A 13,810-nucleotide genomic window follows, 5' to 3' on the forward strand; every position below is an offset into this window, starting at 1 on the left:
CCTCACGTTTTAGGCCGTCATAGCTAGAAAGTTACGGAGCAGTAGGCTACGGTGGCGTAATTGCGATTTATTTGTTGTTGCTAACAATCCTTTTATCGCGCACGATCCCCGAGAATCACAGAGGTTTCCTTCCATGCCGCTTTCGTCGTTGACACCGCTCAACTCCATGCAGCGCCCCGCCCTCCTCTTCGCAGGACAGGGTTCCGCATGGCAGGCGTCGCTTGCCCAGGCCACCACAGCCCCGCACGTTGCCACGCGCTTGCGCGAGCTTCTCACTGCCGCCCGCGCCACCGCCGCTCCCATCGCCCGCCAGATCGCCTCGACCTGCCCGGGCGTTTTCGATCGCCTAGAGGAGCTCCTCGCTGGCGACGCAACGGTCAAGCCGGTGGACGTCTTCCCGGCGTACTCCATTCCCGGCATCGTCCTCGGCCAGATTGCGGCCATCGAGCACCTCGAGCAGCTGGGGCTCAAGCCAGAACTCGCCGCCGGCCACTCCCAGGGCTCCCTCGGCGTGCTCGCGCTCAAGGATCCGCAGGAAGCCCTGACTCTTGCCATCCTGATGGGGACGGCGGCATCGGCAAGCCATGGCGGCTCGGACGCACGCTCGCACATGCTGGCTGTGCGGGGCCTGTCCCGCGAATTCATCGAAGCCAATATCGCGGGCGATGCCGCCATCGCCGTCATCAATGGCCGCCGCGCGTTCGTGCTCGCTGGCGCGCCGGAGGACCTCCTAGCAACGCAGTCCGCGCTCGAGGCCGCCGCCCAGGCCTTCAACGACAACTTGGAAGAGCGTCCGGTGGGTGGCGACGAACTCGTCGCGACCTTCAACGAGCTGCCGGTAGCACTGCCCTTCCACCACACCTGCCTGCGTGACGCGGCCACGCTCACCGAAGAGTGGGCGAAGGCCTGCGGCATCAATGACCATGCGCTCGCACGCGCTATCCTCGTCGAGCCGCACGACTGGCCCGCACAGGTCCGCGCCCTCGACGCGGATTATTTCCTCTCCCTGGATCCCTCCCTCACTCGCCTCACCACTCCCCTCATCGCCGGCTCCGGCGCCGCCGTCGTCGAGGTTGCGTCCCCTGCACAGCGCGACGCGCTGGCCACGCCGGGCAACTGTCTGCCGGAAGCGGTGAACTACGCCGATTTCGCTCCCCGCCTCGTCCGCCTGCCGGACGGCCAGGAGTATACGCAGACCCGTTTCTCGGATCTCACGGGCCTGTCCCCCATCATGCTTGGCGGCATGACGCCGACCTCTGCCGACGGCGAGATCGTCGCCGCGGCCGCCAACGCCGGTTACTGGACGGAGATGGCCGGTGGCGGCATGTACTCCGACGAGGTCTTCACCAAGCACCGTGAAGTCATGGAGTCGAAACTCAAGCCGGGCCGCACCGCCCAGTTCAACACCATGTTCTTCGACCGCTTCCTGTGGAACCTGCAGTTCGGCCAGACCCGCATCGTGCCCAAGGCCCGCGCGGCCGGCGCTCCGTTCAACGGCGTGTGTGTGTCCGCCGGTATCCCGGAGGTCGACGAGGCCACCGAGCTCCTCGCACAGCTGCACGAGGACGGCTTCCCCTTCATCTCCTTCAAGCCGGGCACCGCGAAGCAGATTCGCGACGTGCTCAAGATCGCCGCCGCGAACCCGGAGGATCAGATCATCATCCAGGTCGAGGACGGCCACGCTGGCGGCCACCACTCGTGGGTCAACCTCGACGACATGCTGCTCGAGACCTACGCCGAGGTCCGCCTGCACCCCAACGTCTACCTCGCCGTGGGCGGCGGCATCTACTCCCCGGAGCGCGCCGCGACCTACATCACCGGCTCCTGGGCTTCCCAATATGATCTGCCCGCCATGCCTGTCGATGCCGTCTTCATCGGCACCGTCGCCATGGCCACCAAGGAGGCCAAGGCCACGGACTCCGTCAAGGAACTCCTCGTCAACACCCCGGGCATTGGCTACGACACGAACGGCGGCTGGGTTGGCCGCGGCACCGGCACTCACGGTGTGGCTTCCTCCCAATCCCACCTGCTCGCGGACATCCACGACCTGGACAACTCCTTCGCCGCGGCATCGCGTCTCATTACGTCGCTGCCGATCGAAGAGTACGACGCCCGCCGCGACGACATCATCGCGGCACTGAACAAGACGTCCAAGCCCTACTTCGGCGACGTCGAGACCATGACGTATGCGCAGTGGCTGAACCGCTTCGTCGAGCTGGCGCACCCCTTCGTCGACCCGACGTGGGACGACCGCTTCTTCGACCTTCTTCACCGCATCGAGGCCCGCCTCAACGACGCTGACCACGGCGAGATTGAGACCCTCTTCCCTTCCATCGAGGAGATCGCGGATGCCCCGGCCGCCGCGGCAAAGCTACTCGCGGCGTACCCGTCCGCTTTCGAGACGACAGTCTCCCCGCGCGACGCCGCATGGTGGATTTCGCTGCACTACAAGCACGTAAAACCCATGCCGTGGGTCCCCGCCATCGACGGCGACCTCAAGGTCTGGTTCGGCAAGGACACCCTGTGGCAGGCCCAGGACGAGCGCTACACTGCGGACCAGGTCCGCATCATCCCGGGTCCCGTCGCCGTGGCCGGCATCACGAAGAAGAACGAGCCGGTCGCTGACCTACTCGGTCGCTTCGAAAAGGCTGCCACGGACGAACTGCGTTCGTCCGAACACAAACCGGAAGAGATCTTCGCTCGTCTCCACGCCGCTAAGACCGCCGAGGACTACATCCTGAACGCGCCGACCATCCAGTGGCACGGCCACCTCATGGCCAACCCAGCCTACGAAATGGACAACGACGCCTTTGACCTCATTCAAGACGAGGACGGTAACTGGGAAATCCGCATCAACGCGGACTCCTACTGGGACGACCTGAAGCCCGACGATCGTCCGTTCTACGTCAAACACGTCTCCGTGCCGCTCGACCTCCCGGCGGACGTGTCCACCGGCGGTTCCCCGGTCGTCTCCGACGAGCGCCTGCCTCAGGCCGTCTTCGAGCTCCTCGAGGGCCTCGCCGGCGTCGGCTCCACCGCCGAGCAGGGCGACGAGATCACGACGATGCCGGTCATCGAGCCGAATTCCGAGTCGCCAGACTCCCCTTTCGGCGTCGCGCACTACTCCTTCACCCTGCCGGCTTCTCTCCTGCAGGCCCACACCAACGTCACTGGCGCCGCCCTCGACGGCGAGTCCCCGGTAGGAACGCCGGATGTGTTGGTCGGCCCCTGCTGGCCCGCCATTTACACCGCGCTCGGCTCCGGCCAGCTCGCCGATGGCTACCCGGTCATCGAGGGCCTGCTCAACGCGGTGCACCTCGACCACGTCGTCGACGTCAAGCTGCCGCTTGACGAATTAGCGGATGGTCGCACCATCGACGTGACCTCCAAGTGCACGGCCATTGACGAGTCTGTTTCCGGCCGTATCGTCACCGTCGAACTCGAACTGCGCGACCATGACACCCAGGACGTCGTCGCTACGCAGATGCAGCGCTTCGCCATCCGCGGCCGCGCCACCGGCACCGCGATGCCGGTCCCGGCTCCGGAGTGGGGCGGCGGCAAGTCGGCCTCCAAGGTCGAGTCCACGCCGCGCTCCTTCGTGGATCGTGCGACCGTCACCGCGCCGCACGATATGACGCCGTTCGCGCTGGTCTCCGGCGACTACAACCCCATTCACACCTCCTACAACGCGGCGCAGCTGGTCAACCTGCAGGCACCGCTCGTTCACGGCATGTGGCTGTCGGCCACCGCGCAGCACCTCGCCGCGCGCCACGGCGAGGTCGTGGGCTGGACCTACTCCATGTACGGCATGGTCCAGCTCGATGACGAGGTCGACATCACCGTCGAGCGCGTGGGCCGCAAGGGCATCCACGCCGCGCTGGAGGTCACCTGCCGCATCGGCGGCGAGGTCGTCTCTCGCGGCCAAGCGCTGCTTGCCGCACCGAAGACCGCCTACGTCTACCCGGGCCAGGGCATCCAGGCCGTCGGCATGGGTCGCGGCGACCGCGACGCGTCCCCGGCCGCCCGCGAAATCTGGCGTCGCGCGGACCGCCACACCCGCGACAACCTGGGCTTTAGCATCCAGCGCATCATCGACGAGAACCCCACGACCGTCACGGTCAAGGGCACCCAGTTCCGCCACCCCAACGGCGTATTGCACCTCACCCAGTTCACGCAGGTGGCCCTCGCCGTCGTCGCCTACGCCCAGACCGAGCGCCTGCGCGAGAACGACGCGCTGGCACCAACCAGTTTCTACGCGGGACACTCCCTCGGCGAGTACACCGCCTTGGCTTCGCTCGCGAACATCTTTGAGCTCGAGGGGGTTATCGACGTCGTCTACTCCCGCGGCTCCGCCATGGGCTCTCTCGTCGAGCGCGACGCGGAGGGTAACTCCAACTACGCCATGGCCGCGCTGCGCCCCAACATGATGGGCATTTCCGGCGACGAGGTCGACGCCTGGGTCAACGCGCTCAGCGAAGAGACCGGCGAATTCCTCGAAATCGTCAACTACAACATCAAGGGTCAGCAGTACTCTGTGGCCGGCACCAAGGCCGGTCTCAAGGAGTTGGTCCGCCGCGCAAATGCCATCACGCCGCGCGCCGCCGTCATGGTCCCGGGCATCGACGTCCCGTTCCACTCCCGCGTCCTGCGCGACGGTGTTCCGGCCTTCGCTCAGAAGCTCGACGAGCTGCTCCCGCAGGAATTCGATCTGTCGAAGCTCGTGGGCCGCTACATCCCGAACCTTGTGGCCCGTCCGTTCGAACTCACCCAGGACTTCGTCGACGCGGTCGCGCCGCTCGCCCCGTCCGGCAAGCTCGACGGCCTCAAGGTCGAGGACATGGACGAGCAAAAACTCGCCCGTCTCCTCGTCATCGAGTTGCTGTCTTGGCAGTTCGCTTCCCCGGTCCGCTGGATCGAGACGCAGGACTTCCTCTTCGAGCATGTCGAGCAGATCGTCGAGGTCGGCCTCGCTGCCTCCCCGACGCTGGCCAACATGGCGAAGCGCTCCATGGCCGTCGCCGGCGTCGACGTGCCCATCTTCAACGTCGAGCGCGACCAGGACCAGGTCATGCTGCAGGACGTCCAGGCCGCCCCGGTCGAGGAGGCTCCGGAGCCTGAGCTTTCCGATGCCCCCTCGGCTGAGCCCGAGCCCGCCGCCCCTGAGCCCCAGGCTGCTGCGCCGGCTCCCGCTCCTTCCGCCGGCGGCTCCGCCGACGACGCGCCGGAGCTGCCCTTCGGCCCGGCACAGGCCATCGACGTGCTCTTCGCGTTCCAGAACAAGATTCGCGTCGACCAGATCGCCGACTCGGACACCATCGAGGAGCTCACCAACGGCGTGTCCTCGCGTCGTAACCAGCTGCTCATGGACATGTCTGCGGAGCTGGGCGTGCCGGCCATCGACGGCGCCGCCGACGCAGACGTGAAATCCCTGCGCGAGAAGGTCACCGCCGCCGCCCCGGGCTACGCCCCGTTCGGTTCCGTCCTGGGCGAGGCCGTGCAGGGACGCCTGCGCCAGATTCTCGGCGCCGCTGGCCTCAAGCCCGCCTTCGTCGGCGAGCGCGTCACCGGCGCGTGGGGCCTGCCGGCCTCCTGGACCGCCCACGTCGAGGCTGAGATTCTCCTCGGCTCCCGCGAGGAAGACTCCGTGCGCGGCGGCTCACTGAACACGGTCCCACCTGCGGCGACCTCCAAGTCCGCTGCCAACGACCTCGTCGACGCCGCCATCCACGCGGTCGCGGCGAATAACGGCGTGAGCGTTTCGCTCACCTCCGGCGGCTCCTCTGCTGGCGGCGTGGTGGACTCCGCCGCCCTCGACGCCTACGCGGATACCGTCACCGGCGAAAACGGCGTGCTCGCCACGGCCGCACGCCAAGTCCTCACGCAGCTGGGTCTCATGGACGAGCCGGAGGCCTTCGAGGCTCCGGACACCACGGTCATCGACACCGTCGAGGCCGAGCTCGGATCCGGCTGGGTCAAGTCCGTGACCCCGTCCTTCGACGCGGACAAGGCCGTCCTCTTCGATGACGCCTGGGCTATCGCGCGTGAGCAGCTCACCCGCGTGGCACTGGGCGAGGTAGACACCCCGGCGCGCTACTTCCGTGGCACCGGCGCCACCATTGCGGCTCAGGCCACATGGTGGGCGGCCAACGGCGGCCTGGGCGATCTCACCGCCATCGCGAAGGAAGCGGAAACGAAGTTCGACGGCGAATTCGCCGGCGAGGTCGCGCTCGTCACCGGCGCGGCACCGGGTTCGATTGCCACCGCGCTCGTCGAGCGCCTGCTCGAGGGCGGCGCCACCGTCATCATGACGGCGTCTCGCGTCTCCCAGGCCCGCAAGGAATTCGCGCGCAAGCTTTACGCCGCGCACGGAGCCGCGGGCTCCGCGCTCTGGCTCGTTCCAGCCAACCTCTCGAGCTACCGCGACATCGACGCGCTCATCGAGTGGATCGGCAACGAACAACGCGAATCCGTGGGCAACGAGGTGAAGATCCTCAAACCCGCGCTCACACCGACGCTCGCCTTCCCGTTCGCCGCACCGTCTGTCTCCGGCTCGCTGGCCGACGCCGGTGCGTCCACCGAGCAGCAGGCACGCCTGCTTCTCTGGTCCGTCGAGCGCACCATTGCAGGTCTTTCCGAGCTCGCGCAGAACGACGTCGACACCCGCACGCACATCGTGCTGCCGGGTTCCCCGAACCGCGGTATGTTCGGCGGCGACGGCGCGTACGGCGAGGTCAAGGCCGCGCTCGACGCCATCCTCGCCAAGTGGCACGCCGAAGCCGGTTGGCCCGCTGGCGTCACCCTGGCCCAGGCCAAGATCGGCTGGGTCGCGGGCACGCACCTCATGGGCGGCAACGACGGCCTCGTGCCTGCGGCCGAGAAGGCCGGCATCCACGTGTGGTCACCGGAGGAAATCTCCTCCGAGATTATGAGTCTCGCATCCGTTGAAAACCGGGCGCGAGCTTGCGAGCGCCCGCTCGAAGCCGACCTCACCGGCGGCCTCGAGGGCGTGTCCCTGAAGGAACTCGCAGCCCAGGTCGAGGCTCCGGCCGCCGAGCCGGAAGTTGAGGAAACGCCAACCATTAAGGCCCTGCCCAACACGGTGAGTCCGGTTCAGCCGGGCGGCCTTGAGGGCATCGGCAGCATCAGCACCGATCTGGACGACATGGTCGTCATCGCCGGTATCGGTGAGGTGAGCTCCTGGGGCTCCGGCCGTACCCGCTTCGAGGCCGAGTTTGGCCTGCAGCGCGACGGCTCCGCCGAGCTCACCGCCGCGGGTGTGCTGGAGCTGGCCTGGATGACGGGTCTGGTCCACTGGGCCGAGGATCCGCACCCGGGCTGGTTCGACGCCGAGGGCACCGAGATCGCCGAAGAAGAGATTTACGACCGCTTCCGCGACGAGGTCGTCGCCCGCGCCGGCGTGCGCACCCTGACGGACAAGTACCACCTCGTTGATCAGGGTTCTATCGACCTCACCACGGTCTTCCTTGACCGCGACATCACGTTCACCGTCGCCACCGAAGCTGAGGCCAACGACATCGCCGAGGCGGATCCGGAGTTCACCCAGGTCCGCGAGGCCGACGGCGAATGGGAGGTCACCCGCTTGAAGGGTGCGACCGCCAAGGTCCCGCGCAAGGCCACGCTCACCCGCACCGTCGCGGCCCAGATGCCGGACGACTTCGACGCTTCTCAGTGGGGCATCCCGGACCACATGCTCGACGCGCTCGACCGCATGGCGGTGTGGAACCTCGTCACCGCCGTCGACGCGTTCACGCAGGCGGGCTTCTCACCCGCGGAGCTGCTCCAGTCCATCCACCCGGGCCAGATTGCCACGACGCAGGGCACCGGTATTGGTGGCATGGAGTCCCTCCACAAGGTCTTCGTGGCCCGCTTCCTCGGTGAGGAGCGCCCGTCCGACATCCTGCAGGAAGCCCTGCCGAACGTCATCGCGGCGCACACCATGCAGTCCCTCGTTGGCGGCTACGGCTCGATGATTCACCCCATCGGTGCCTGTGCCACCGCGGCCGTCTCCATCGAGGAGGCCGTGGACAAGATCAAGCTGGGCAAGGCCGACTTCGTGGTCGCCGGCGGTATCGATGACGTGCAGGTCGAGTCCCTCCAGGGCTTCGGCGACATGAACGCCACCGCAGAAACGGCCACGATGACCGCCAAGGGCATCGATGATCGCTTCATCTCCCGCGCCAACGACCGCCGCCGCGGCGGCTTCCTCGAAGGCGAGGGCGGCGGCACCGTTCTCATGGTGCGTGGCTCGCTCGCCGCGGACCTGGGCCTTCCGGTACACGCCGTGGTCGCCCACGCCGCTTCCTACGGCGATGGCGCCCACACCTCCATTCCGGCTCCGGGCCTTGGCGCCTTGGGCGCTGGTCGTGGCCGCGAGAACTCCCCGCTGGCCAAGGGGCTGCGCGGCCTGGGCCTGACCCCGAACGACGTGACGGTTCTGTCCAAGCACGACACCTCCACCAACGCCAACGACCCGAACGAGTCCGAGCTGCACTCCATCCTGTGGCCGGCCGTGGGCCGCGATGCGGATGAGCCGATGTTCGTCATCTCCCAGAAGACGCTCACGGGTCACTCCAAGGCGGGTGCCGCGCTCTTCCAGACCGGCGGTCTCATCGACGTCTTCCGCACCGGCCGCGTTCCCGCGAACGTGTCCCTGGACTGCGTCGATCCGCTTATCGCACCGAAGGCGAAGAACCTCGTGTGGCTACGCTCCCCGCTCGACCTGGGGGCCGCTGGCCGCCCGGTCAAGGCCGCGGCGCTCACTTCGCTGGGCTTCGGCCACGTCGGTGCCCTCATTGCCTACGCCCACCCGGGCGTGTTCGAAGAAGCCATCAAGCAGCAGCGCGGTGCTGCCGATGCCGCCGCCTGGCGCGAGCGCGCCGAGGCACGCCTGGCCGCAGGCCACGCGCACTTCGAGGCCGGCATGCTCGGCCGCGCGCCGCTGTTCGAAGTCATCGACGGCCGCCGCCTGCCGCACGCCGACGCCAAGGTGATGATCGACGGCTACGGCCTCGTCGACGCCGACAAGGCCGCGGAAATCTCCATGCTCCTCGATGCCGATGCGCGCCTGGGCGCAAACGGGGAGTTCCCGGGTGCGTAGTCGTTAACTAACTGGCTGGCCAGACCAGCCAGTAGTAGATAGAGCTCAGGCCCGCTTCCTGAAAGGGGAAGCGGGCCTGAGCTTTTGTAGCCGCCACCGAATCGGCCACTACGTTTCAGCTAACGCTCGACCAACTTTTGCTTCTCAACTCCGTTAATCTTTTCCACTCATCCAGCGGCCGAGTGTCATACGAAGCAAAGGACCGTATCAAGCGTCTTTAACAAAACAGTGACTCACGATAAGAGTTATCTGGCGCATTGCGCTCGCAGTCCACCGGGATAACAGCTATCCCGGTGAACTAAGATATCGATCTACCGGGATAAGTCTTATCCCCAATGTGTCGAGCGCATGAGATGAGTCAGCTGTAATGCGACGCTGCAAGAGGGGCCATCGGAAAGCTCACAAGGGACCGTCACTAAACGTGACGGTCCCATCATGGCGCAGGTTAGGTGCCCTTGACGTTGAGGATCTGGCGCAGGGTGTGCTTGACCTCGACGAGCTGGGCGGCATCGGCCATCACGCGGTCGATGTCCTTGTAGGCGTCCGGAATCTCATCGACGAACTCGGCGCCGGGACGGTAGACGATGCCTTCCATGCGTGCGGCAAGGTCTGCCTCGGTGAAGCGAGCCTTGGCCTGGGTGCGCGACATGACGCGGCCGGCGCCGTGCGGCGCAGACTTGAGGCCCGGCGCGTAGCCCTTGCCTTCCACGACGTAGCTGGCGGTGCCCATCGAGCCGGGGATGAGACCGCGGTCGCCCTCATCCGCCTTGATGGCACCTTTGCGCGTGAGCCACACGTTCTTGCCGTAGTGGTTCTCGCGCTGGGTGTAGTTGTGGTGGCAGTTGATGCGCTCGAGTTCAAGCGTCTCCCGGTCCGCGCCGGCCCAGGTGGCGACGCAGTCGAGGAAGCGGTCCATCATCTCATCGCGGTTGAGCAGCGCGAAGTGCTGTGCCCAGTGCAGATCCGAGATGTAAGAGTCGAACTCTTCCGTGCCCTCGACGAGGTAGGCCAGGTCCTTGTCCGCGAGCTGGATCCAGTGCTTCTCGCAGTGGCGCTGCGCGGCCTTGATGTGCTTCTGCGCAATCTTGTTGCCCACGCCGCGCGAGCCGGAGTGCAGGAACAGCCAGACGCGGTCAGATTCGTCGAGGCAGAGCTCAATGAAGTGGTTGCCACCGCCCAGGCTGCCCAGCTGCTGGCGCCAGTGCTTCGAATGGCTGAGATCGACGCCGGTGTCCTGGGCCAGCTGCGCGAGCTCGCGCGTGCGGGCCTCGGTGCGCGGGTCCATGATCCAGCCGTTGTAGTTGCCGGGCGAGAGCGGAATGGAGTCTTCGACCGCAGTGCGCAGGTCCTCGAGAGCGAAGTCCTGGACATCCGCGTGCGTGAGGTGGGTCCGCACGGCAATCATGCCGCAGCCGATGTCCACACCGACGGCCGCCGGGATGACGGCACGCAGCGTGCCGAAGACGGTGCCGACCGAGGAGCCCTTGCCGAAGTGGGCATCGGGCATGAGCGCCACGTGTGGGTAGACGAAGGGCAGGTCAGCGACGAGTTGTGCCTGCGCCACCGTCTTGTCTTCAACAATGGAGGCGAAGTTGTGCAGGCGCATAAGAGAGCCTTTCTCTGCGTTTGCGTAACGCAGTTCGTGAGAAAGGGCCTGCTTGGGCGGCTGACTTATAGGTTTGCGCGCGGGTCGCGCGGCTGGCACCAACGTCCGGGATAAGCAGGGCCGCTTTCCCGAGACATGGTCAAGTCAGCCTGTTAGAAGAGTTGCTTAAAGAGGCGTCCTAGCGGCTGATTGTTATAGGTCATCATCGCGGTTCGCCTCCTTTGCGCTTTCTTGTTCTTCTTTCGGGCTGTTAGTGCTGCGTGTGAGCCTACACCATCGGTGTACAGAATGCGCGCATAAAGAAACCGGTTGATGCCCTTTCGAGTGCCAGCCGGTTTCAGAGGCGCACCGTCAATTTTTCTGACGTTGCACTCGCGGTGTGTTGACCTGAGGTTTAGCGGGACAGCGGTTTAGTGGAAGACCATGCCGCCGTCGACGATGATGGTCTGGCCCGTGATGTAGTCAGAGTCAGGGCCAGCGAGGAAGCCGATGATCTTGGCGACATCCTCGGATTCGGAGAGGCGCCCCAGGGAGATGTCCTTGGTGAACTGCTCCCAGCCCCACTCGGCGGGCTTGCCGGCATTTTCTGCGAGCTCCTCAGCCAGTCCCTTCATGAGCGGAGTCTTGACGATACCCGGCGCGTAAGCGTTGACGGTGATGCCGTCATCGGCGAGGTCGCGGGCGGTGACCTGGGTCAGGCCACGCACGGCGAACTTGGTGGAGCTGTAGAGCGGAATGCCCTTGTTGCCCTTGACGCCGGCCTGGGAGGTGGCGTTGATGATCTTGCCGCCGTGGCCGAGCTCCTTGAACTTTTTGGCCGCAGCCTGGGTGCCCCACAGGACACCCTTGTAGTTGACGTTGAAGATTTTGTCGACATCTTCTTCGGTGATGTCCTCGAGCGGGATCTGCGGAGCGATGCCGGCGTTGTTGACGATGACGTCGAAGCCGCCGAACTCCTTGGTGGTTTCCTCGACTGCGGCGTAGACGCTGTCGCGGTTCGAGGCGTCCACCTGCACCGGAATGATGCCCGCCTCCTTACCGCCGAGCTCCTGCGCAACGTCTTGGGCCAGCTCGAAGTTCCAGTCGCCGAGACCGACCTTGAAGCCATCAGCGAGCAGGCGCTCGACCGCTGCACGGCCGATTCCCTGGCCGCCACCAACGACGAGCGCAACCTTAGTATCCGAAGTCTTAATGTCTGCCATGATGTCCTCCTAGAGGTGGGGAAGTAAAAAGCTCTGTCAGGTCCCACACTATTGGTTTTCTGTGCATATGTCCGTCCAAAAAGAGTGAAAAACTCCTCATTCCTGGTTATGCCCGGTATGAGCAGAATTTTATGGGGTGTGGCTTATGCAACGCTGCAATTCCTTGCATGACTGAGCAAACGCTGCTCTAACAAATGCGCTGAGCACACCTGCACAGAGCCGCATTAGGAGACTGCTCGGCTCCCCGCTATGTTCTTGAACATGTCTTTCGCTCTCTCCCGCGCGGCCGCAGCCTGCGCTACTGCGCTCCTTGCTGCGTCGACCGCCGCCCCAGCACTCGCGCAGTCCTCGAACTTCGCGCCTTCAGAAATTCTGTCCGGACTCGCCCCGGGATTTGAGCCTTCGCAATTCCCGCAAGGCTCCTCAACGGTGCTGCCCAAGGTGGCCGGGACAAATGTCCCGACCACGGACGGCTCGGGCGCACACTTGGTCGAGACCCGCCACGTAGAGAAGAACGTCTACGAAATCGACGTCTATTCACCGTCAATGGATCGCACCATCACCAACTACTACGTGAAGCCGCTCACCGATGCCCCGCGTCCCACGGTGTACCTCATGCAGGGCTCCGAAGGCGGCGAGTTCGGTTCCACGTGGTACACGCAAACCAACTACGAAGATTTCTTCGCCGACAAACCGGTCAACGTCGTCTCCGCCGTAGGTGGGCGTGGCTCACAGTTCGCGGACTGGCGCCGCAACGATTCCGGATTGGGCATGAACAAGTGGATCACGTATTACTCCCAGGAGCTGCCCTACGTCATGGAGCATGAGTTCAACGGCGATGGCCGCTCGGCCATCGCGGGACTATCCATGTCCGGTTCGGCCGCGTTGAACATCGCGACGAAGTCCAATGGCAAGTTCGCAGCCGCCGTGGGCTTCTCCCCGTACCCGGCGCCGTCCTCAGCCGTCGGCCGTGCGTTTAACACCGTGATGACCGCGCGCCTAGGCGGCGACCTCGTCAATGCTTTCGGCTGGCCCGATGACGCAGCGTGGACGGATAACGATCCCTCTGCGCATCCCGAACGCCTGCGCGGAACTAAGGTCTGGGTGACCACCGGAAACGGCACGCCCATGACAAAGGACCCGTATGACTTCGACGACTTCCAGGAGATGCTCGCCGAGACAGTCTCGCGCCCCATGACGGATCAGTTCGTAGCCAAGGCCCGCGCCGCCGGCGTCGACATCACCTACGCGCGGGAGAATTACGGCTCGCACTCTTATGAGTTCTTCGAGCATCAACTGCCGAAGGCGTGGTCGCAGGCTATCGCCCCGGCACTGGGACTTTAAATCGAGCTTCGCGGAAGTCGAACGATAGACTCGATCCCATGACAAAGAGCAACGTGGAATCCTTCGAACTCGACCACCGCCTGGTCAAGGCCCCATACGTACGCGTGGCCAAGCGCGAGCGCCTCAGCGACGACGTGGAGATCATTAAGTATGACCTGCGTTTTTGCCAGCCCAACGAGGAGCACCTGGAGATGCCTACGATGCACTCCATTGAGCACATGATGGCCAACTTTATGCGCGACTACACGGATAAGCTCATCGGCTTCGCGCCGATGGGCTGCCAGACCGGCTTCTACGCCATTACATACAACATGGAGCAAGACGAGCTCCTCATGGCGCTCGAAAATGGCCTGGGCGACATTCTCAAGGCCACCGAAGTTCCGGCCGCCAACGAGCGCCAGTGTGGCTGGGGTGCCAGCCACTCCCTCGAGGGCGCGCAGGAAGCAGCCCGCGCGTACCTCGCGAAGAAGGACGAGTGGCTCGAGGTCATGGCGTAGCGCCACGACTTCACACCGAGCCGGATTTCAGAACAACGAAGCC

5 protein-coding genes are annotated in these 13,810 nt (G+C 65.2%); 3 read left to right on the forward strand and 2 right to left on the reverse strand.

The annotated features are described in order from the left end of the window. The first annotated feature begins 133 nt into the window (after positions 1–133). The gene (locus ABJ196_RS00745) at positions 134–9,118 is read left to right on the forward strand and encodes a fatty acid synthase subunit beta domain-containing protein (protein ID WP_347304790.1); all 8,985 of its coding nucleotides are present in this window, start codon (positions 134–136) and stop codon (positions 9,116–9,118) included. Positions 9,119–9,563: 445 nt separating this feature from the next. On the opposite strand, the gene ABJ196_RS00750 is transcribed toward ABJ196_RS00745, so the two are convergent. Both ABJ196_RS00750 and ABJ196_RS00755 read right to left on the reverse strand, forming a co-directional pair. After that, positions 9,564–10,724 (reverse strand): RtcB family protein, encoded by a 1,161-nt coding sequence (locus ABJ196_RS00750; RefSeq protein ID WP_347304791.1) that lies wholly within the window; start codon positions 10,722–10,724, stop codon positions 9,564–9,566. Positions 10,725–11,134: 410 nt separating this feature from the next. Continuing rightward, the gene (locus ABJ196_RS00755) at positions 11,135–11,926 is read right to left on the reverse strand and encodes a (S)-acetoin forming diacetyl reductase (protein ID WP_347304792.1); all 792 of its coding nucleotides are present in this window, start codon (positions 11,924–11,926) and stop codon (positions 11,135–11,137) included. 261 nt (positions 11,927–12,187) lie between these two features. On the opposite strand from ABJ196_RS00755, the gene ABJ196_RS00760 reads away from it, so the two are divergent. Together ABJ196_RS00760 and ABJ196_RS00765 are read left to right on the forward strand one after the other, a co-directional pair. Next, on the forward strand, positions 12,188–13,270 hold the full coding sequence (locus ABJ196_RS00760) for an alpha/beta hydrolase family protein (RefSeq protein ID WP_347304793.1): 1,083 nt from the start codon (positions 12,188–12,190) through the stop codon (positions 13,268–13,270). A 38-nt stretch (positions 13,271–13,308) separates the two neighbouring features. After that, positions 13,309–13,767 (forward strand): S-ribosylhomocysteine lyase, encoded by a 459-nt coding sequence (locus tag ABJ196_RS00765; RefSeq protein WP_257053002.1) that lies wholly within the window; start codon positions 13,309–13,311, stop codon positions 13,765–13,767. The last annotated feature ends 43 nt before the right edge of the window (positions 13,768–13,810 follow it).

It is taken from the genome of Corynebacterium sp. SA-MJD20WY100 (genome assembly GCF_039822565.1).
GTDB classification, from domain to species: domain Bacteria; phylum Actinomycetota; class Actinomycetes; order Mycobacteriales; family Mycobacteriaceae; genus Corynebacterium; species Corynebacterium phoceense_A.